The sequence below is a fragment of the Vibrio sp. Vb0304 genome, from assembly GCF_033338995.1.
GTDB lineage: Bacteria > Pseudomonadota > Gammaproteobacteria > Enterobacterales > Vibrionaceae > Vibrio > Vibrio alginolyticus.
In genome coordinates, this window is record NZ_JAWOTT010000001.1 from 272,593 (window position 1) to 292,534 (window position 19,942).

At 44.7% G+C, this 19,942-nt stretch carries 20 protein-coding genes; 16 read left to right on the forward strand and 4 right to left on the reverse strand.

Annotated features, from left to right (window positions below; genetic code table 11):
* Positions 1-36 precede the first annotated feature (36 nt).
* The 5 genes from R7P35_RS01175 (at position 37) to R7P35_RS01195 (ending at position 4,194) form a co-directional block, all read left to right on the forward strand.
* Positions 37-477, forward strand: a complete 441-nt coding sequence (locus tag R7P35_RS01175) for an SRPBCC family protein (RefSeq protein ID WP_054579357.1) — start codon at positions 37-39, stop codon at positions 475-477.
* Between the two features lie 86 nt (positions 478-563).
* The gene (locus tag R7P35_RS01180) at positions 564-1,316 is read left to right on the forward strand and encodes a phosphatase (RefSeq protein ID WP_039987536.1); all 753 of its coding nucleotides are present in this window, start codon (positions 564-566) and stop codon (positions 1,314-1,316) included.
* Between the two features lie 100 nt (positions 1,317-1,416).
* Positions 1,417-1,806 (forward strand): cytochrome b562, encoded by a 390-nt coding sequence (locus tag R7P35_RS01185; protein WP_039840069.1) that lies wholly within the window; start codon positions 1,417-1,419, stop codon positions 1,804-1,806.
* A gap of 173 nt (positions 1,807-1,979) precedes the next feature.
* Positions 1,980-2,339, forward strand: a complete 360-nt coding sequence (locus R7P35_RS01190; protein WP_063344780.1) for a hypothetical protein — start codon at positions 1,980-1,982, stop codon at positions 2,337-2,339.
* Positions 2,340-2,754: 415 nt separating this feature from the next.
* Positions 2,755-4,194 (forward strand): PepSY-associated TM helix domain-containing protein, encoded by a 1,440-nt coding sequence (locus tag R7P35_RS01195; RefSeq protein ID WP_258458241.1) that lies wholly within the window; start codon positions 2,755-2,757, stop codon positions 4,192-4,194.
* A gap of 51 nt (positions 4,195-4,245) precedes the next feature.
* Here R7P35_RS01195 and R7P35_RS01200 read toward each other — a convergent pair whose 3' ends face one another.
* The 3 genes from R7P35_RS01200 to R7P35_RS01210 form a co-directional block, all read right to left on the reverse strand.
* Positions 4,246-4,629 carry a VOC family protein gene (locus R7P35_RS01200; protein ID WP_213904632.1) on the reverse strand — a complete coding sequence of 128 codons (384 nt, stop codon included), beginning with the start codon at positions 4,627-4,629 and terminating at the stop codon, positions 4,246-4,248.
* Positions 4,630-4,640: 11 nt separating this feature from the next.
* The gene (locus R7P35_RS01205) at positions 4,641-5,570 is read right to left on the reverse strand and encodes a LysR family transcriptional regulator (protein WP_042601221.1); all 930 of its coding nucleotides are present in this window, start codon (positions 5,568-5,570) and stop codon (positions 4,641-4,643) included.
* Positions 5,571-5,647: 77 nt separating this feature from the next.
* Complete coding sequence (locus tag R7P35_RS01210; protein WP_213904630.1) at positions 5,648-6,121, reverse strand: hypothetical protein; 474 nt, start codon at positions 6,119-6,121, stop codon at positions 5,648-5,650.
* 288 nt (positions 6,122-6,409) lie between these two features.
* Between R7P35_RS01210 and R7P35_RS01215 the strand changes: the two genes are divergently transcribed.
* The 4 genes from R7P35_RS01215 to R7P35_RS01230 all read left to right on the forward strand — a co-directional run bounded on the left by R7P35_RS01215 (position 6,410) and on the right by R7P35_RS01230 (position 10,167).
* Positions 6,410-7,093 carry a spondin domain-containing protein gene (locus R7P35_RS01215; RefSeq protein ID WP_213904629.1) on the forward strand — a complete coding sequence of 228 codons (684 nt, stop codon included), beginning with the start codon at positions 6,410-6,412 and terminating at the stop codon, positions 7,091-7,093.
* Positions 7,094-7,103: 10 nt separating this feature from the next.
* Complete coding sequence (locus tag R7P35_RS01220; RefSeq protein WP_213904627.1) at positions 7,104-7,799, forward strand: spondin domain-containing protein; 696 nt, start codon at positions 7,104-7,106, stop codon at positions 7,797-7,799.
* 146 nt (positions 7,800-7,945) lie between these two features.
* Positions 7,946-8,677, forward strand: coding sequence for a response regulator transcription factor (locus R7P35_RS01225; RefSeq protein WP_006741967.1), 732 nt, complete (start codon positions 7,946-7,948; stop codon positions 8,675-8,677).
* 116 nt (positions 8,678-8,793) lie between these two features.
* Positions 8,794-10,167, forward strand: a complete 1,374-nt coding sequence (locus R7P35_RS01230) for a sensor histidine kinase (protein WP_213960529.1) — start codon at positions 8,794-8,796, stop codon at positions 10,165-10,167.
* 27 nt (positions 10,168-10,194) lie between these two features.
* Here the strand turns inward: R7P35_RS01230 and R7P35_RS01235 are convergent, their stop codons facing one another.
* The gene (locus tag R7P35_RS01235) at positions 10,195-10,710 is read right to left on the reverse strand and encodes a superoxide dismutase family protein (RefSeq protein WP_017635497.1); all 516 of its coding nucleotides are present in this window, start codon (positions 10,708-10,710) and stop codon (positions 10,195-10,197) included.
* A gap of 541 nt (positions 10,711-11,251) precedes the next feature.
* On the opposite strand from R7P35_RS01235, the gene R7P35_RS01240 reads away from it, so the two are divergent.
* The 7 genes from R7P35_RS01240 (at position 11,252) to R7P35_RS01270 (ending at position 19,935) form a co-directional block, all read left to right on the forward strand.
* Positions 11,252-12,661: an aminotransferase class V-fold PLP-dependent enzyme gene (locus R7P35_RS01240; RefSeq protein WP_005375092.1), complete on the forward strand. Its 1,410-nt coding sequence runs from the start codon at positions 11,252-11,254 to the stop codon at positions 12,659-12,661.
* Positions 12,662-12,723: 62 nt separating this feature from the next.
* The gene (locus R7P35_RS01245; protein ID WP_042521667.1) at positions 12,724-13,656 is read left to right on the forward strand and encodes a transporter substrate-binding domain-containing protein; all 933 of its coding nucleotides are present in this window, start codon (positions 12,724-12,726) and stop codon (positions 13,654-13,656) included.
* Entirely contained in the window at positions 13,653-15,983 is a 2,331-nt protein-coding gene (locus tag R7P35_RS01250; RefSeq protein WP_318091583.1) for a putative bifunctional diguanylate cyclase/phosphodiesterase, read from the forward strand. Before R7P35_RS01245 ends, R7P35_RS01250 begins: the two co-directional genes overlap by 4 nt.
* 212 nt (positions 15,984-16,195) lie before the next feature.
* A complete protein-coding gene (locus R7P35_RS01255) occupies positions 16,196-17,389 on the forward strand; it encodes a glycine C-acetyltransferase (protein ID WP_005375095.1) in 1,194 nt (397 codons plus the stop codon).
* 44 nt (positions 17,390-17,433) lie between these two features.
* Positions 17,434-18,465: an L-threonine 3-dehydrogenase gene (tdh, locus tag R7P35_RS01260; protein ID WP_005394871.1), complete on the forward strand. Its 1,032-nt coding sequence runs from the start codon at positions 17,434-17,436 to the stop codon at positions 18,463-18,465.
* A gap of 387 nt (positions 18,466-18,852) precedes the next feature.
* Complete coding sequence (locus R7P35_RS01265; RefSeq protein WP_005375099.1) at positions 18,853-19,398, forward strand: spore coat U domain-containing protein; 546 nt, start codon at positions 18,853-18,855, stop codon at positions 19,396-19,398.
* Positions 19,399-19,437: 39 nt separating this feature from the next.
* Positions 19,438-19,935, forward strand: coding sequence for a spore coat U domain-containing protein (locus R7P35_RS01270; protein WP_033906710.1), 498 nt, complete (start codon positions 19,438-19,440; stop codon positions 19,933-19,935).
* Positions 19,936-19,942: the final 7 nt, after the last annotated feature.

The window sequence follows — 19,942 nt, forward strand, 5'->3', positions numbered from 1 at the left end:
TGGGCTAGCGTCAAGAAAGGTTCAGGGAGAGAAATCATGCTTACGCTAAATTATTACGTCGAAATTTCGGCGACACCGCAACGAGTGTGGGAAGTGCTAACCGATGTTGAGTTGTATAAACGTTGGGCGCAAGCCTTTTCACCTCAGTCTCAATTTGATGGTGCATGGGAAGAGGGAAGTGACATTACTTTCTTTGATCCAGATATGGGCGGGACAAGGGCGATCATCGATACGGTGCTGCCGCTACAAAAACTCGAGTTTCATCATGTTGCCATTTTTAACCCGGATAATCGGCAGCAATTGGATGGGGATTTGGCATCTAAGTGGATCGGATCTCGTGAGATCTATCAGATCGAGACGATAGAAGATCGCTTGTTGCTGAGTATCACCATTCATACTCACAGCGATTTTGTGTCGATGTTCAATCATGGTTGGGAGAAGGCACTGCCGTTGATCAAGCTCATCAGCGAAGAGTAAGGTTAGATTGCGGGTCAATTTGGGCTGACGATAGGTTGCTTGTGGGTATACAATAGCCGCCAATTTGCGCACCAAGAGAGTTGATGATGGAATTTAAGGTTGATACCCACACGCATACGTACGCCAGCGGCCACGCTTATAGTACGTTGATTGAAAACGCGAAATCGGCAAAAGAGAACGGGCTGGATATGTTCTGCACGACCGATCACGCTGAATCAATGCCGGGTGCGCCTCATTACTGGTTCTTCTCTAACCAGAAAATTCTTCCGCGCTTTCTTGAAGGCGTTGCGATTATTCGTGGCGTTGAATCTAACATTATGAACACCAAGGGTGAGATCGATATTCCAGATAGCGTTGATCGCAATTTGGATTGGGTGATTGCTAGCTTTCATGAGCCAGTGTTCCGCCCAGCGGACAGTGCTACGCACACTGAAGCGCTGTTGAACATCATCAAAAACGGTCGTGTTGACGCGCTAGGCCATTTGGGTAACCCCAACTTTGACTTCGATTTTGAAGCTGTACTGAAGTGCGCTAAAGAGCACAATGTCGCGATTGAAATCAATAACACCACATTGAAAGGCAACAGCCGTGTCGGTAGCGTAGACCGTTGCCATGAAATTGCACAAATCGGTAAAGAGCTCGGTGTCTTCTTCACTACAGGCAGTGATGCGCACTTCTGCCACGATGTGGGTAACCTGAGCTTGGTGGGTGAGTTAATGGATAGAGTCGGCATCGACAGCAGCAAGGTTATTACTCACTCAGCACAACAATTCTTAGCCTTCTTAGAGCTGCGTGGCCGTATGCCAATTGCAGAGTATGACGAGATTCGCAACGCATAAACTTGATTACATTTTTGGTTATGCAAGTGTTAAGGGATTGCTTTACACTGCTCGCATTAAAAAGCCGACTCAGAATTCGGCATTCAATGGAGAAGTGAAGATGTTACGTCCTTTAGTGTTGGGGTGTGTAATTGCGTTAGGCTCAACGTACGCAATGGCAGAAGCCGTCGACTTAAAACAAAACATGAAGCAGATGAAGATGGAATTCAAACAGGCGGCGGAAGCGTCTGATGTTGAAACCATGAAATCTGCGATTGATAGCTTGCAAGCGATCGTTGAACAATCTAAGCGTGGTAATTACCCACCAGAGAAGTTCGATATCTACCTAGAAGGCTTTAACAAACTGACGGTAACGCTAGATAAGATTGAAGCGGATCTTGATGCAGGCAAGCTAGAAGAAGCGAAAGAGCAACTGCGTGAAATCGATAGCCTTCGTGAAGAGTATCACGACAAACGCAACCCAAGTATCTGGAGCAAACTGTTTAGCTAACCGTTTATCCAACTTGAAGAAATGACCATCAGCCTGCCACTTCGGCGGGCTTTTTTGTGCCTGTCAATCGAGGTATTCAAGAAAACCTGTGAGGTAGCAGCCACTTATTGATCCTGTTTTTGAGCTACCACTCAGAATTGGTTACGCTGTGTGAAATTTGTTAAGTCACCGTTATGCGTAGATTAATTCCTTTTTACCGCTCGATGTTATTTGCTAGTGCTCTCAGTTGGGTGCTAGTGACGCTGATGCCTGTTATCAATGCTCATGGTAACAGCATGGGCGTGTGGGCGACGTTATGTACGCTTAACGGTTTTGAGTTGGTTCAAATAGAAGAGGGCGACAATTCTGTCAGCCACAAAGGTAAGCCTTGTCCTTTTAGCCACTTCTCGACTTTTCATCACGATACACTTCCAACGACACCAATACTCTCAAGACTGAGCTTGGTGATTTCTGACAGCTACGCTTATTTGGCTCTAAGTGTGCGATTTGAAACACCAGTTCCTAGAGCGCCGCCAGTTTCCCTTTTCTCATAACAAAAACAATTACACGATACCCAAGTAACCTCGAGATGCTTGGTTCAGCGAGAATGACTTGGTTTGTAGACGCGGCGGCGATTTAAAGGTCTAGTGGGTCTAAATCAAGATATCGACAACAAAGTATACAAGCCAAGGCAACTCGCCCTTCGGGAGCGTGTCATTGCTCCGATTGCTGCTTCAAACAACTTGGAAAGAGTTGTCTATTACACAGCGTTGTTTTCTTTGCACTCGAATCAATGACAACGCTCTGAATCCAGTATCTTGAAGTCACTTGGGTATATAGTCAGCAACACTGCCACTTCGAGCAGTGGTACTCCCGAATCTAAGTCAAATCGCGCCGCATACGAATGCGTATGTGCAGGATGCGTTTGGCTCAATTTGGGTGTTCAACAATGAAAAAAGGAAAATACACATGTTGAGAAACTCGGCAAAGCCTCAACTCAAGGAAGCCTCACGCGCAAAATCCATCTACTTTATGACGTGGCGATGGCACTTCTACGCAGGTTTGTTCGTCATTCCATTTATGCTGATACTTTCCCTCACGGGGTTAGTGATGTTGTTTGATGATGAAATCGAACTGGCTCGATACGAAGCGACATTACAAGTTTCACCACAAGAGCAAATGGTTCCCGTCTCTGCACAATTAGAAACCGTAAAGCAGGCGTATCCCGATTTTAATGTCACTCAATTTGTACCTGCTAAAACGGCCGATATGGCCAACCGATTCTCGATTCAAAACCAAGAAGGCAGCTCGCTGATTGTTGCAGTAAATCCTTACACAGGAGACGTACAAGGCACCATTAATCGTGGTGATAGCATTTATGAACTGATGAACAGCATTCACGGCACATTGCTCATCGGCGACCTAGGCGACCGTTTAATTGAAATCGCCGCAAGTCTGGGGATTTTGCTGTTGGTGTCTGGTTTGTACCTTTGGTTACCGAGAGACAACGCCAGCCGCGCTGGCTTTTTGAAAACTCGCCTTAACAATGGCCCTCGAATTTTGATGCGTGACCTGCATGCGAATTTAGGCGGTGTGCTATCAATTGTTCTGTTGTTCTTTTTGATTTCAGGTCTGTCTTGGGCTGGGATATGGGGCGCGAAAATGGTGCAAGCTTGGAATACCTTCCCAACCTATTACACATGGGGTGAGAAACCAGAGTCGACACTGACACACAAAGACCTGAATCATGGTGCATCAGAAGAGATGCCATGGAACTTAGAGCTTGCTGCTGTGCCTGAATCGAAAGACAAACCCGCTCATGATCATGCCAATATGAAGGAAGATATGGCATACGCAGGCAACCATGATGCGCTCTCCATTGATGATATCATCCTCAAGGCTGAAATGATGGGCTTCACTGGTTATAAACTGTTTTTGCCGCGCTCTGAGACGGGCGTTTACACCGTTGCAGCTAACTCTATGGGCGGCGATATTTCCGACCCAAGACAAGATCGCACCAGCCACTTTGACCAATATTCCGGTCGCTTGTTGGAGGATGTAACGTGGCAAGATTACAGCCTATTTGCCAAGTTCATGGCGGCAGGTGTGTCATTGCATCAAGGTGATGTCAGTGTGGTTAACAAAGTGCTCAACGTAGTGTTCTGTTTGGCGTTCATTTTAATCTCAATCACAGGTGGGGTGATGTGGTGGATTCGTAGACCAAGTCGCAGTGCCGCATTGGGCGCGCCACCTAAGTTTCAGCAAGACGGCATTTGGAAGCTTGGTTTAGTAACGTTGGTGATATTGTGCTTGGCGTTCCCGATGGGCGGTTTGGCGATTGTTACGGTTCTCGCACTGGATTGGCTGTTGTTTAACCGCATCGAGAAGCTGAAAACGGCGTTGAATTAGTAACAGACAAAGAATGGAATAGTAAAAGAGCCAGCGAAGTGCTGGCTCTTTTTATTTCTGGTAAATCTCCAGCGGCAAGCCATCTGGATCTTGGAAGAAGGTAAATGCTTTGCTTGTGAATTCGTCAATACGAATTGGCTCAACTTCAACGTCATTCGATTCTAGGTAGGCTTTCACCTGTTCAACATCATCAACCAAAAACGCGAGATGTCGCAGCCCTTGTGCTTCGGGAAAGCTCGGTCTCTCTGGTGCGCCCGGAAAGCTAAACAATTCCACTTGGCTGCCGTCAGGTAAAGCAAGGTCAAGCTTGTATGAGTTTCTGGCTTCACGATAGTTTTCAGCAATGACTTTCAATCCCAACACTTCAGTATAAAAGCGTTTTGACCTTGGGTAATCGCTGCAAATGATCGCGACGTGATGAATAGCATTAAACATGGTTAGCCTCTTCAAGCATGGTTAGTGTCCTCGGAGACTAAATGCTCCTTAACGAAGTCGATAAACACGCGCAGACGAGCAGGCATGTACTTGGTTTGTGCATACTGCATCGCGATAGCGCCGTGGTAGTTACTCTTTATCATCCAATCCGGCAGAACCTCCACCACTTCTCCTTGCTCTAACGCGTCTTTGATCACGAAGTCATGGAAGATCCCAATTCCCAAGCCAGACTTAACCCCATTCAAGCGCATTTGAGAATGGTTGACGGCGTAGCGTCCACTCACGGCAATGGAGTGGAAAGCTTCCTCTTTAAAGAACGACCAGATGTTGTCTTTGTCGTTCTCGGCAAGGTAAATGCAGTCGTGCTGCTCAAGCTCAGTGGGATGCTCAGGCATACCGTGTTTGGTGAGGTAATCTGGAGAGGCACATAAAACGAGATTGGTCTTGCTGATCTCTTTGAGCACCAGATTCTCATCGGGTTTGTCGGTAAGCTTAAATGCGACATCAATGCCTTGGCGGAACAGATCGATCTCACCATCTGCTGCACGCAGCTTAAGCTGTATATTTGGATAACGTTCTAGGAATGGCAACACAAACGGTTGAAGCACCGAATTAAGAAATGCTTCAGGGGCTGCTACAGTGAGTGCACCTGTTGGCTCGGCATGATCTTCCGCAGATAGCTCAACGGCTTGCTGTGCGGCATTCACCATTGCGATGCTTTGGTCGTAAACCTTTTGCCCAGCTTGAGTGATGATCAACTTACGAGTCGTGCGCTCAAACAGTTTCACCGAGAGGGCTTGCTCTAATCGTGTGATCAACTTACTTAAAGCCGATGGCGTTACGCCGAGTTGTTTAGCAGCAGCGGTAAAACTGCCTTCGTTTACCACCAAGATAAACGAAGCAAGATCAGGAAGTAGGGCAATGAGTTTTGGATTAACCATAATTGTTCAGTTCTGCGCAGCGGAATAACGATATTGTCTGGTACGGTTTCACGAGGTTCAAGTGTCACCGTCTCGCTTTAACGATATTTTGCCAAAAATGCATTGAGTGCAGGCAAGCCAGATTCACCAGTATGGTATTGCTGCCAACAGTGATAAATGGCCGTTTCGTGGTCTGCAATCAACTCGATAGCTTCTCGCTCAGCGATTGAATACTGCTGTGAAGCGTTCACTTCTTCATGCCACTCTCGATACTTGACCTCATAAGGTTCTACCCACTTCAGAAGAGTCGCCACCAACTCTTGCCATGGTAAACCAATCCATTTGGTTGCATCTGCCAAGCCTTTATCCAACATCTCTTGGTGTCGACTTTCGACATCCATGCCATTTGTAAGCAATACAGGTTTGAGCTTTTCTGCGGTGACTTCTTCTACTTCAATCAAGGTTTGCCACAGTGTTTGTTGTCCACTTTGGGCGTAATGGCTCAAGTAGTGGTTGAAAAAAGCGATGCCGTAGATTTCGCCATAGTAGGCAGACAGAACGTTATGAATCATGGTGAGAATCGTGATTTAAACAGGGAATATCGCATTGTAGGAGGGGAAAGCGCGACGTGTAAATAGCTGATTAAGAGTAAAAAAGTGCTGCTGACAGAATTCGAACAGAACTTGTGAGAATTTTATGAGAATTCGATGAAGTTGCTGATAGATTTGCTCGTCATTCTTAGAGGCAAGAACACAAAACGTTCGAAACGTAATGCTTAACCTACTCAAGTCACGAACAAAGAAGTAAAGACGTACACATGGGCTTGGGTAGTTCAACCCTCATTAAAGGATGGAATCACAATGAAAAAACGTACCCAACTCGGACTCGTCATGACTTCAGTCGCTATGGCACTAGGCTCTGCATCAGTGAATGCGGCGGAATTGGAAATCACCGTGACAAACGCAACCAAAGGCATCTACTTTACGCCACTTATTGTTGCTGCACATGGCTCTGATCTTCAAATGTTCAGAACGGGTCAAGCAGCAACGCCAGAACTAGAAGCAATGGCAGAAGGCGGTGATATCTCTGGTCTTGCTAGTGTGATTGGTAACGCTGGTGGTGCGGTGGTTGAGAACCCTGCTGGTGGCATTTTGAATCCAGGTGTTGCAACCACTTTCACCTTGGACAGTGGCGACCACGGTTATCTTTCTCTGAGCGCGATGTTGTTGCCAACCAATGATGGTTTTGTCGGTCTAGATAGCTGGAAGATTCCAACGGAGGCGGGTACATACCGAGCAACGCTAAGAAGTTATGATGCTGGTACAGAAGCGAACGATGAACTTGCGTCTAGCATGCCAAACCCACCTTTCATTACCTTTGGTACTGGCGGCACAGGCGTTGAAGCAACGGTAACTAACGACAAAGTTCACGTGCATCCGGGTAACCTTGGTGATAGCAATCCAACTGGCGGCATCAGTGACCTAGATAGCAGCAGCCATCGTTGGTTAAACCCAGTTGCAACCATCACAATCGTTGTGAAGTAAGGGGGGATGTATGAAATACAGAATCTTACTAGTAGCAGCTTCAGTCGGCTTGCTCGCCGGTTGCCCAAGCGATGATGATAATGACGTAGTGAAATCGTACCGCTACACCGTCAACGTGGCGAACTTGACTGCGAATCAACCAATATCTCCGCTCGCGGTACTCACTCACAATGGTGACTACCAACTGTTTGAAATTGGACAAGCCGCATCTGTTGAACTTGAGCACCTTGCCGAAGGCGGCAGTAACGCCGAGCTGATTGAATTGATGAACAGCAATGACAGTGTTTACCAAGGTATTTCGGGTAATGGATTGGTGTTGCCTGGCGCATCGGACGAAGTCACCATCACGGTTGACCCTAGTCGTTACGGTTACTTGTCTGTGGCGTCTATGTTCGTGAATACCAACGATGCCTTTGTTGGCGAAACGGGGTTATCGCTCAAATCGCTCGCAGTAGGTGAAAGCTACGAAATGAGCATGAACGTTTGGGATTCGGGCACGGAACTGAACGATGAGCTTGCCGCAACCATTCCGGGTCCAGCAGGTGGCGGTGAGGGCTTCAATGCTGCTCGCAATGACAGCAATGACGTTGTTGCATTCCATGCGGGTGTTGTTAGCCAAGATGATGGATTAGTAAACTCAGCACTTTCTGCGAACCATCGTTTCTTGAACCCAGGTGCGAAAGTCACCATCACTCGAGTCGAGTAACACAGGCTCCGATGACCTCTCCTTTCCAAAGCGCTTGTAGCCGAGCGCTTTATCCCTCACGGCGTCATCGGAACCTTTTTTGAAAGAATTTCTAATTTGTTCCGGTCATGTGCAAAGTGAGGATACTCGAAGGCAAGGAAAGGACCATGGAACAACAGGCAATCAATTTAGTCGCGAACATCTTGTTGGTGGAAGATGACGATGATTTGGCAGAACTGGTTCAGATGCATCTCAAGTTTCAAGGACACCAAGTGTCGCGGGCCACAAATGTCGCCGATGCTAAAGCGCAATATCAGCAACAACCCTTTGATTTATTGATCCTTGACCGAGGTTTACCAGATGGTGATGGCCTAGACATCTGCCATTATTTGCGTCAGCAACAAGATTGGAGTCCAGTGCTCATGTTGACAGCCAGAGACGGTGAAATGGACAAGGTTGACGGTTTAGAAGCGGGCGTTGATGACTACATCACTAAGCCATTTAGCGTATTAGAATTCCAAGCACGAGTGCGAAACGTGCTACGCAGAGTCAGCCAAACCGCAGAAGCAAAGGTGGCAAATGAAGTCCTCGACGATGCGATGGATTTTGGTCCGCTGAGAATTATTCCGGAGTTGCACCAAGTATCCCTAAACGACAAAGATGTCACTCTTACCGCGACAGAGTTTACTTTGCTGCAGTTTCTCGCGACTCGTCCGGGCAGAGTCTACAGTAAAGATGAATTGCTCGATCACGTTTGGAACACCAGTCATTCTGGTTATCACCATACGGTGTGTAGCACCATAAACCGTTTACGCAGCAAGTTGTCGTTGTCTGATTCTGATCATCACTTCATTCAAACCGTGTGGGGTGTTGGATATAAGTTTCAGCCAAGACACTAATGCAAGAAAGTAAGTCAAAACATCAAGCCAAGACAGTAAGTCGGCAGTTGTTTTCACCGTCATTTTTCAATCACCACGGGTGTTGCAAAAACACCGCTGTTTAAGGAGGCGATAGGATGAGCTTCAAATCTCGCTTGGTAGTATTTACTAGCTTGTGGTTCTGCCTCGCGGCGGTGGTGATTGCACTAACTTACAATTGGCAAAAAGAAACCATTGAGTTACGCACTAAGCAAAGCCTGCATAAAGAGCTAGCCAGCCACATGCGTGATGATAACCCGCTGATGATCGGGACGGATTACAATCCTAAAGCGCTCAAATCGATCTTTCATACACTCATGCTGATCGGCCCTGACTTTGAAATCTACTTCCTCGATAGCCAAGGCAATATCACCACCCATGCAGCACCAGAAGGGGCGGAGATCATGGGTAAGGTGGATCTCAATCCCATTAAGCAATTCTTAAATGACCAACCTTTTCCTATTTTGGGTGAAGACCCACGTAATCGTGGTGAGCACAAAGTCTTTTCTGTCGCCGCGATAGAAGAATTAGGCTCTACGATCGGTTATCTCTACGTGGTGATTGGCAGTACCCGACATGACGCCATTGCCAATGCTCAAGTCGATACTCCTTACATCGCGCTGGCAGGATTGGTCTTAGTGTCCATTTTAGGCTTTGCTCTTGGAGCTTATGTGCTGGTCAAACGTAGCCTATTGAATCCGATTGAGCGCGTGACCAAGCAACTTCAACAGCAAGCTGAACATGATTTCCGCCTGCAACCTGATTTTACTCACCAAGTGCCAGAGCTTGTGCCGATTGCGCACTCTTATCAGATGATGGCGAAGCACATTCAGCAGCAGTTTTTACAGTTGGAGTATCAATCGTCTCATCGTCGTCAAAGCTTGTTGCAGCTTAGTCATGATTTAAAAACGCCGTTATCGAGTGTGCTTGGCTATTTGGAAACGTGGCGTTTGCAACATCCGGAATCTGATCCTTTGATTGATGTCGCTTTCCGAAATTGTGAGAAGCTCTCAACTCAATTACATTCTTTGTTAGACGCTGCGCGCAAAGAAGCTCCAATGCCAAATTACGAGTACCGCCCCGTAGATCTTGGCGTTTTGATGGCAGAATGTGCCGAAACGATGCAGAGCCAGTTTTCTCGTAAAGAAGTGGTGTTGAAAGTGGATATCGATAGCGAAATCAAAACTGTGGGTGACAAGGGGCTATTGGAGAGGTTGGTATTGAACCTGCTTGAAAATGCATTGCGCCACAGCCCAATCGGCTCGGAAGTGCATTGCCAAGCGCATTTGAGTGAGGATAAGTCGCGTATCCACTTTACCTTCGTCAATCACATCGAGGAAGAAGCGGAGGGCGGTTCTTTGGGGATCGGGACGAAGATTGTCCAATCGATCTTAATGCTTCACCACAGCTATCTTGAGACCAATGCAACCTCCTCTCAGTATCAACAGAAGTTCACACTTCTCGCAATCTAAAGAGAAGTGTGCGACATAAGTTAATGTTTATTCAATAACACCACATACGACGCGAGCGCCACCACCACCTAGCTTATTTGGGTGATCGGAGTGATTGTCACCACCTGCATGGATCATTAACGCTCGACCTTTTAAATCCGATAATTTTAGGCGAGGCGCGACAACGGGCTGATTGGCATTGCCGTCCATGTCCACATAGAGTGGAGGCAAGTCGCCTAAATGATTGTCATCGGTCCAAGGATAGCCATGCTTCCCTGTGTTGTTAGGATCATAATGGCCACCTGCTGCGCCGCCTAATACGGTTTTGTCATCCTTTTCTATGCTATCGCAAGATGGATTAGTGTGAACATGGAAACCGTGCACACCTGCTGACAAACCTGATAATTGAGGCGTAAAAACAACGCCATAATCACTTTGTGAAATCTCAATGGTACCCGCACTCTCATTGGTGTTGAGAGCAGTCATTTCTACCGTTTTTGCTAGCGCGTTAGGGGCGGCGACAAGAGCGGATGCAACTGAAATGCATAGCAATCCTTTTAACATGGGACCTCCTTCTTTTAGGGTGTACGCTCAAGCACATATTAGTGAAAACCTGTTTTACTTATGTATGTTGAGCGGTGAGTTTATGTCATAGAGTGATGTGTATCACTTTATGGTCTTAAACTGATATCTCGATCCGAAATCAGCTTTCTTTTATTTAGTCTTAACATATTGAGATCGTTAAGATATAAAAAGAATAGACGCCAATCTTAAAATAGCCTGAATATTTTTAAATTAACGCAAAGTTAAATTTTTAATGACTTTATAACAAAGCTCATAATTGTTTTATAAAGAATTTGGTGGAATTGTCCGCAATAAAGAATAGTCAAATTAACGAATATATTAATGTGAACATTGTTGTTTATAGATTTGTGGTCAAACTGTTGCTTATATCATCAAATAAGATAAAAAATTGGAACTAAAGTCACTTAATGGCAGGGGAAAAAATTAAACTCTGATTGTAATGGGTAATAATGTTTTAGTAACAGATAGTTACGCACTTAAAATTAATAATATGGCTAATTTCCGACAAGGATTGAAAAAGATGAAAGACAAGGAATCTATTCAGACTAATAGCAGCCGCCGTAATTTTCTGAAAGGCGCAACAGGAGCTGTTGTTGCTGGTGTGAGTGCTTCCGCTTTCTCAGGCGTAGCTCAAGCACGAGAACAGAAAATTGATTGGAGCAGCCGCGGGCTAGGTAGAAAACACGATAAGCGCTTCTGGCGTAAAGTGCGAAGACAGTTCGTTTTGGACAAACGAACCACTTACATGAACATTGGTACAACAGGTTCAATGCCAAAACATGTTCTTGAAGATTACGAGCATAACAACAAGCTGGTGGCTAAATATCCTTGGGATATGAAAGGCAAATTTGGCTCTTGGCCGTATGTTTCTGAGATGGTTAAAGACGTCGCACCAGGTTTTGGTGCTAACCCAGAAGAGATCATTCTCAGCCGCAACACTACTGATGGCTTATGCTCGATCATTAATGGCTTACACTTTGAACCAGGTGATGTGATTCTAACGACACACCATGAACATATTGCTGCAACATCACCTATGAACGTAGCGAAACATCGTTTTGGTGTGGATGTGGTAGAAATTCAACTACCAGTATTTACTGGTACTGAAAACGTTTCTGAGCAAGATTACATTCAAGCGTTCCGAGACGCGCTTGATGCGAATCAAAACGTTCGCCTAATTGTTTTCTCTCATATCACATACAAAACAGGAACCGCGCTACCAGCAAAAGCCATTTGTGCTTTAGCAAAAGAGTATGGTGTGCCTACTCTTGTTGATGGCGCGCATACGGTCGGTATGTTTGACCTTGATTTCCACGATATGGATTGTGATTTCTATGCAGGATCTGGTCATAAGTGGCAGTGTGGTCCGGGCGCGACAGGTATTCTGTATGTTCGTGATAATGGTAACCGTTTGAATGAGTATTGGAGTGACCGAGAGAACCCGTTATGGTTGATCAACTCCTCACTTTCTCATGCTGATTACCTGGGTAAACAGCTGCAAATGCAATACATTGGTAACGATAACTATCCTGCGAAACAAGCACTAGTTGATAGTTGCAAAATGTGGGATGAGATTGGTCGAGACCGTATCGAAGAGCGAGTTGTAAGCCTTGGTAGTTTATGTAAAACCTTGCTTCAAGAGTACTTACCACAAGCCAAAATGTATTCACCAAACGTGGAAGGCTTAACCAGTGGCTTAACGACGGTTAATCCGTTCTCCGATGTAACTAATGAAGAGATACTGACGGAATTCCGAGATCGTTTACGTGAAGAGTATGGTTACATCATCCGTACGACTAGCTTTAAGCTGCATAAGGATGATGACTTTGATACTTACGCGCTGCGTATCTCTACGCATTTGTTCCATGACGAACAAGATGTGGAAGGGCTCGTAGTGGCGATGACGAATTTGTATTACTCGTCGTTCTAACATCGTTGTTTATCACTCAAGCGCCCATTATTGGGCGCTTTGTGAAAGGTAAGGATATTATTATGTCAGTCATAACATTCAAAAGAACTTTAGCGACGGTGGCGCTCATGGTTACCTCTGTTGCGTCATCTGCCGCTTGGTCAGACGATTTACAACAAATCCGTGAACGCGGTGTACTGCGTCACATTGGTGTCCCGTACGCTAACTTTGTCTCCTATATTGAACAAGGTGAAGTGGAAACTTTGACTGGCTTGGATGTAGAGATAATAAAAGGTTTTGCCAAGTCGTTAGGTGTTCAGTACCAGTATGTTCCAGCACAGTGGAGCGACGTGGTTGGTAAGTTGACAGGGCAAAATGTGCAATATCACAACAAGCAGGCTGTTGTCGGAGAAAGTGTTCCAATTGAAGGCGACTTGATCGCAAATGGCGTTACTATTCTTGATTGGCGCTCTGAGGTTGTCGATTTTTCACAAGATTATTTTCCTTCAGGTGTATGGTTGGTTTCCAGATCCGACTCTAGTCTGAGCCCGATTAAACCAAGTGGGTCGGTCAATGAAGATGTTAAAAACGTCAAGCAGCTGATCGATGGTCGCGAAGTGTTAGCTTTAGAACATTCTTGCTTGGATCCTAACCTTTATGACTTATATGACACAGGTGCAAAAGTTATATTACCTGATGGGGCGCGTCTCCTTAATGAGATGGTTCCAGCGATAATGAAAAATGATGCGGAAAGCACATTATTAGATGTTGCGGATACGCTAATTGCCCTCGAAAAATGGCCGGGCGAAATAAAAGTCATTGGCCCTATATCTGAAAATCAAAAAATGGCTGTTGCATTCCGTAAAAATTCCCCTGAATTACGCAAAGCATTTGATCGTTATTTAAACTCGATAAAAAAAGACGGTTCATACGAAAAATTAGTAAAAAAATACTATCCATCTATTTACTACTTTTATAACGATTACTTTATAGAAGATAAAAAGAAAGTCCGATGAATAAGGCCGTTAAAAAATTTTCCAGTAAAAGATTTATTACAATAAGCGCAATATTAGTTTCAATTTACCTAGCTATGCTTATTACTGTGACTAGCGTAGGTCAAAATAAATTAAAAGAATCTCAATACAGAGAACTAGATTTAAAAGTTAAAAGTTATGCAAGCACACTCGATAATTTATTTACCATAGCGAGTGAAGATGTTGATAATCTAGCTACAGATAAAACAATACAAACATTCTTTGGTAATTTAGCTTCTGGAATGTCAATGGAGTATGGGTTAGGTGCCAGTTTAATTAATTTAAAGCGTCGCTTCGATGAGAAGATAGACAGTAAGCTAATTAATAGTAGCCAAATCTATAAAAAGCTCACGCTGGTAGGCAGTGATGGAGTCACCATTGTCACCACTGGATCTGAAAACCTTGCCGAGCACAAAATGGACATACAAACCTTAATGACTCAACACGGGCATCCCGAAGAGGTTTGTGCGACGCGATACAATGATGACGTTCGCATTCAAGTCATTAAGCAAGTTAAGTTCTCCGGAAAGCCTGTTGCTTTTTTAATTGCCGATCTTAATAAGAATATTGTTATTGACCAACTTACTAACCAAGAACACGAAGATAGTTATAGCCGAATGGTGCTAAAAATAAAAGACGTGGAAATGGTTGTATGGGATATCATAAATAAAATACCTTCTCACAATAAGGATGAGAACTATTTCGTTTCTGAGGCTGTAGACGGAAAAATTTACTTTGAAGTGCCTGTGGATAAACATCACTTTAAATTGATGGCGTGGTTCGAGCCTTTGAGTGAACGAGATATATTTACATCACGGCTCTTTATTATTGGTTTGAGTATTCTGGCCGTTATGATCGTCATTGCTTTATGTTATGCATTCATCACGAACAATAATAGGATTGAATTGAAAATTAAGCTTGAGGAAGAAAAAAAGCGTAAAGATATTCTTTCTCAACAGAATAAAAAATTAACGAACGAAATTGAACGTCGAAAAGCGTCTGAAAAAGAACTCGCCTTCCAAGCTAAATATGACACATTAACTAATTTGCCTAATCGTAGTTATGGTTCCGAGCGATTGGCTTTGGAGTTAATTAGGGCATCGCGTAGTGGGTCTAAAGTTTTGGTGATGTTCATCGACTTAGACCACTTCAAGCAGATTAACGATTCAATGGGACACTTTGTTGGGGATGAAATCCTTAAACTCAGTGCTCAGCGACTGTATCAAGTCGCGAGAAAAACAGACTTATTGGCGAGAATTGGTGGGGATGAGTTTTTACTCGTCATCCCTGATTTGCCTGATAATGATACTGCAAAGCGAGTTGCTTCAAGTGTACTTTCGGCGTTTAACGATCCGTTTGTTTGGAACAACCATGAATTCTTCTTGAGTAGTAGCGTCGGAATGTCTGTGTTCCCGGATGACGGAGACAACGCTGAGCAGCTTCTTGCATGTGCAGATATGGCAATGTATCGGGCGAAACAAGATGGGCGTGATGGCTTTTGTTTTTATAACCATAATATGAACCAAGACTTGCAACGCTACTTAGATCTGGAAAATCGCCTGAGAAGTGCGATCTCCAATCAGTTGTTAGAGCTGTATTATCAGCCAATTATTGAGCTGAGTAGTGGTAAAATCGTAGGGGCAGAAGCGCTAATGCGTTGGAATGATGACAAGTACGGATTCGTAAACCCTGAAGAGTTTATCTCTATTGCAGAGAAAAATGGTTTAATTCATCAAATTGGTGAGTTTGCTATTCAACAAGCGTGTCGACAAGCGGCACAATGGCAGAGTCTGACTCCGTTGTTTGTTTCTGTAAACTTTTCTAGTGTTCAATTTAGGTACTGCGAGCGCTTACTTACGTTTATTAAACACAGCCTTGAGGAGTCTGGTCTTCCGTCAGATAAGTTCGATATTGAAGTGACAGAAAGTCTCCTCTTCAATCACGATTCTGAGCTATTAGACATGCTTAATAACTTACGAGCGTTAGGCACCAAACTTACTATTGATGATTTTGGTACTGGTTATTCTGCGCTGAGTTACTTGCAGAAGTTTCCGTTCGACCGCTTAAAGATTGATCGTAGCTTTATGCAAAATATGTTCGAGAACGACTCAGACCGCGAGCTTGTGAACGTAATTATAGCAATGGCGAAAGCGCTGGATCTTAAGATCGTCGCAGAAGGCATCGAAGAACAGCGTCATGTGGATTACCTGAAAAACCTAAACTGTGAGTTCGGACAAGGTTTCCACTATAGCCGACCATTACCTGCTAAGGACTTTGAAGCACTTTTGGCTAAGCCTACCTGGCTATAATTCCTTTTATAACAACCTTATAGAAAAGCATTAATTGAATTTGTGCCTAGGATTCATTAATGCTTTTCCACCTTAAGGTATAATCCTTCCTCCTTCCTTGAATTACACTACAATTAATTGATGAGTGATAGCCCGTGACGCCCGTCACATAAAGGCTCAACCTAATTCTAAACGAGTAAATACTCGCCAAAATAACTAGGAAGGAATTTCAAATGTCTTCTGCATTCTACCAACAGATTCAGCAGCAAATCGAAGAAGTAAAGGCGGAAGGCCTTTACAAATCAGAGCGTGTCATTACGTCTCAACAGCAAGCGGCTGTTAAAATCTCTACAGGTGAAGAAGTACTAAACTTCTGTGCGAACAACTACCTTGGTCTTGCTAACCACCCGGCACTTATCGAAGCGGGTAAAGCAGGCATGGACGAGCACGGCTTTGGTATGGCTTCAGTACGTTTTATCTGTGGTACGCAAGACATCCACAAAGAGCTTGAGCAGAAGCTTTCTAAGTTCCTAGGTAAAGAAGATACGATTCTTTACACATCATGTTTCGACGCAAACGCGGGCCTATTTGAAACTATTCTAGGCAAAGAAGACGCAATCATCTCTGACGCTTTAAACCACGCGTCAATCATCGATGGTGTTCGTCTATGTAAAGCGATGCGTTTCCGCTACTCAAACAACAACATGGAAGAGTTAGAGCAACAACTGATCGCTGCGAAAGAAGCAGGTGCTCGCCACATTCTTATCGTAACGGACGGTGTGTTCTCAATGGACGGCGTAGTAGCAAACCTTCCGGCTATCTGTGACCTAGCAGAGAAGTACGGCGCGTTGACTATGGTTGATGACTCTCACGCTGTTGGCTTCATGGGCAAAACAGGTGCAGGTACGCACGAGCACCACAACGTGGTTGACCGTATCGACATCATCACTGGTACGCTAGGCAAAGCAATGGGCGGCGCTTCAGGCGGTTACACATCTGGTAAAGCGGAAGTGATTGACTGGCTACGTCAGCGTTCTCGTCCATACCTATTCTCTAACTCTGTTGCACCAGCAATCGTAAGCGCTTCTATCCGCGTTCTAGATCTACTAGAAGAGAGCGGTGACCTACGTGATCGTCTATGGGAAAACGCAGCACACTTCCGTACTCGTATGGAAGACGCTGGTTTCACAATGGGTGGTGCTGACCACGCAATCATCCCAATCATGCTTGGCGACGCAAAAGTAGCAGCAGAATTTGCAGAGCGTGCGCTGGAGAAAGGCATCTACGTAATCGGCTTCTCATTCCCTGTAGTACCAAAAGGTCAAGCACGTATCCGTACTCAAATGTCTGCGGCGCACTCTCGCGAGCAACTAGACCGTGCAATCGACGCGTTCATCCAAGTTGGTAAGGACATGGGTCTTATTTAAGATTCTAGGCCTTAGACAATAGGGCCTTTAATTAAGGTTACATTATGAAAATTAAAGCATTATCAAAGCTAAAGCCTGAAGAAGGCATCTGGATGACTGAGGTTGATAAACCTGAAGTTGGCCATAACGACATTCTGATCAAAATTAAGAAAACCGCTATCTGTGGTACAGACGTACACATCTACAATTGGGACGAATGGTCACAAAAGACAATTCCAGTGCCTATGGTTGTCGGTCACGAATACGTGGGTGAAGTGGTTGCGATTGGTCAGGAAGTTCGTGGCTTTGAAATCGGTGACCGCGTATCTGGCGAAGGTCACATCACGTGTGGTCATTGTCGTAACTGTCGTGGCGGCCGTACTCACCTATGTCGTAACACGATTGGTGTGGGCGTTAACCGCGAAGGCGCATTTGCAGAATACCTGGTTATCCCAGCGTTCAACGCGTTCAAGATCCCAGACGAGATCTCTGACGACCTAGCGTCTATCTTTGACCCGTTTGGTAACGCAGTACACACAGCACTTTCTTTCGACCTAGTAGGCGAAGACGTGCTTATCACAGGTGCTGGCCCAATCGGTATCATGGCAGCGGCAGTAGCAAAGCACGTTGGTGCTCGCCACGTAGTGATCACAGACGTGAACGAATACCGTCTAGAACTTGCTCGTAAGATGGGTGTAACACGCGCAGTAAACGTGGCTGAAGAGAAGCTAGAAGACGTAATGGCTGAGCTAGGCATGACAGAAGGCTTCGACGTTGGTCTAGAAATGTCTGGTAACCCAGCAGCATTCAACTCAATGCTAACCACAATGAACCACGGTGGTCGCATTGCACTACTCGGTATTCCACCGTCAGACATGGGTATCGACTGGAACCAAGTTATCTTCAAAGGCTTGGTGATCAAAGGTATCTACGGTCGCGAAATGTTCGAAACGTGGTACAAGATGGCTTCACTGATCCAATCTGGTCTGGATCTATCGCCAATCATCACGCACCACTACAAGATTGATGACTTCCAAGAAGGCTTCGATGTAATGCGCAGCGGTATGTCAGGCAAAGTTATTCTTGATTGGGAATAACTTATTCAAGTAAGAAATGCGCTCCTTTTGGGGCGCATTTTTGTTTCATGAAGATTTTTGTTTCGGGAAGAAATGGTCGCCAATCTTTTCTAAACTTCTCGTATCGTTCTGCTACTTTTTTAGATTTTTTCCACTCAACTTCACCCTACCTTCTAACTCATTGTCGATTCTATATTTGGAACAAGATAATAACCATTTGTTTTTGGTGGTTATTATTTAGCATTACATGCTTAAAAATCGTCACTTTTAAGTTTAATATTTTTATTTGCTGTTCGTCTTTATCCTTATCCTGCTTCTTTTTATTGTTTTACATTTTATATGCATTTGGTTTGTCATAATTGAGCTATAACTAATAAAAAGGTTATCGATATACAGTGGAATGTAAAAATGGAGCTTTATATGAAAAGATTTTATCTGATGATGCCTCTGCTCTTAACCTCATTTAGTTGGCAAGCGAGTGGAGCGTCAGTTAGCGGTACGATTGATGTTTCAATTAACCTTGTACAAGGTTGTGTGATTAATGGAAATAATGCGGTAGATGCAGCTTCTGGCGTTGGCTTTGGCTCACTCGCCTTTGGAGACGTGCCTGCAATCTTCAGTGAACAAGATGGTGTGGTAAATGGTGGTAGTGCGACGGGTATTGAAGTGCTTTGTAGTAACGGTGTGACACCGACGTTTACATTGGGCACCGGATTGTATGATGCAAGTGCGACCGTTGGTACCTATGCGATGTCAAATGGCGCGCAATTTATTGATTATACGTTGTTTACCGACTCAGACCGAAGCACACAAATTATACAAGGCGGGACGGTAGCTCTGTCTGAATTTACTAGTGCAACATCGCAAACTATTGAGCTTTTTGCGAAAGCTTACGGTACGAGCAGCATTGCCGGTACATACTCCGATACCATCAGTGTGACGCTAAGCTGGTAAAACGTGACGCTGGTTTTTAGGGGCTTTTCACTTGTCGCGATGAGTTTGTGCTCTTTAACTGTGCTGGCTGATGCGACACAAACTTTTCAGGTGTCTGCCACCGTAGATACAGGTTGTTTGATTAACGGCGTAGTACAAGAAGAAAGCGCAACCCAAGCCGGGCAAATAGGCACGTTAGATTTTGGTGAGCATTCTTCAGTTTACGCGACGGAAGTACAAGGCAGCATCACTTACAGTTCATCACTCACATTAAGCTGTACTCCGGGTATTACGATGAATGTTTCCGTAAATGGCGGGATGAATGCATCGGATGGTGTACGTAAGCTAAAGCACAGTGAAGAAGCGACAACGGTAGATTACTTTTTGTTCCAGGATCTAAATTACACGCAGGTGCTTGATATTGACACGCAATATTCCGTCGATACTGACCAAGACCCAGATAATATTCAGTTTCCTATCTGGGCAAAGGCGACAATAAATGGGAATGAAATGGCTGGAATTTATATGGATACGCTTACGCTGACATTAGAGTGGTAAGTGAACT

Bases quoted from the DNA above. Each gene is read 5' to 3' on its own strand.
- R7P35_RS01255 (WP_005375095.1), top strand. From the start codon at position 16,196: ATGTCTTCTGCATTCTACCAACAGATTCAGCAGCAAATCGAAGAAGTA.
- R7P35_RS01185 (WP_039840069.1), top strand. From the start codon at position 1,417: ATGTTACGTCCTTTAGTGTTGGGGTGTGTAATTGCGTTAGGCTCAACG.
- R7P35_RS01215 (WP_213904629.1), top strand. From the start codon at position 6,410: ATGAAAAAACGTACCCAACTCGGACTCGTCATGACTTCAGTCGCTATG.
- R7P35_RS01210 (WP_213904630.1), bottom strand. From the start codon at position 6,121: ATGATTCATAACGTTCTGTCTGCCTACTATGGCGAAATCTACGGCATC.
- R7P35_RS01190 (WP_063344780.1), top strand. From the start codon at position 1,980: ATGCGTAGATTAATTCCTTTTTACCGCTCGATGTTATTTGCTAGTGCT.
- R7P35_RS01200 (WP_213904632.1), bottom strand. From the start codon at position 4,629: ATGTTTAATGCTATTCATCACGTCGCGATCATTTGCAGCGATTACCCA.
- R7P35_RS01175 (WP_054579357.1), top strand. From the start codon at position 37: ATGCTTACGCTAAATTATTACGTCGAAATTTCGGCGACACCGCAACGA.
- R7P35_RS01240 (WP_005375092.1), top strand. From the start codon at position 11,252: ATGAAAGACAAGGAATCTATTCAGACTAATAGCAGCCGCCGTAATTTT.
- R7P35_RS01205 (WP_042601221.1), bottom strand. From the start codon at position 5,570: ATGGTTAATCCAAAACTCATTGCCCTACTTCCTGATCTTGCTTCGTTT.
- R7P35_RS01250 (WP_318091583.1), top strand. From the start codon at position 13,653: ATGAATAAGGCCGTTAAAAAATTTTCCAGTAAAAGATTTATTACAATA.
- R7P35_RS01235 (WP_017635497.1), bottom strand. From the start codon at position 10,710: ATGTTAAAAGGATTGCTATGCATTTCAGTTGCATCCGCTCTTGTCGCC.
- tdh (WP_005394871.1), top strand. From the start codon at position 17,434: ATGAAAATTAAAGCATTATCAAAGCTAAAGCCTGAAGAAGGCATCTGG.
- R7P35_RS01195 (WP_258458241.1), top strand. From the start codon at position 2,755: ATGTTGAGAAACTCGGCAAAGCCTCAACTCAAGGAAGCCTCACGCGCA.
- R7P35_RS01245 (WP_042521667.1), top strand. From the start codon at position 12,724: ATGTCAGTCATAACATTCAAAAGAACTTTAGCGACGGTGGCGCTCATG.
- R7P35_RS01220 (WP_213904627.1), top strand. From the start codon at position 7,104: ATGAAATACAGAATCTTACTAGTAGCAGCTTCAGTCGGCTTGCTCGCC.
- R7P35_RS01180 (WP_039987536.1), top strand. From the start codon at position 564: ATGGAATTTAAGGTTGATACCCACACGCATACGTACGCCAGCGGCCAC.
- R7P35_RS01270 (WP_033906710.1), top strand. From the start codon at position 19,438: ATGAGTTTGTGCTCTTTAACTGTGCTGGCTGATGCGACACAAACTTTT.
- R7P35_RS01230 (WP_213960529.1), top strand. From the start codon at position 8,794: ATGAGCTTCAAATCTCGCTTGGTAGTATTTACTAGCTTGTGGTTCTGC.
- R7P35_RS01225 (WP_006741967.1), top strand. From the start codon at position 7,946: ATGGAACAACAGGCAATCAATTTAGTCGCGAACATCTTGTTGGTGGAA.
- R7P35_RS01265 (WP_005375099.1), top strand. From the start codon at position 18,853: ATGGAGCTTTATATGAAAAGATTTTATCTGATGATGCCTCTGCTCTTA.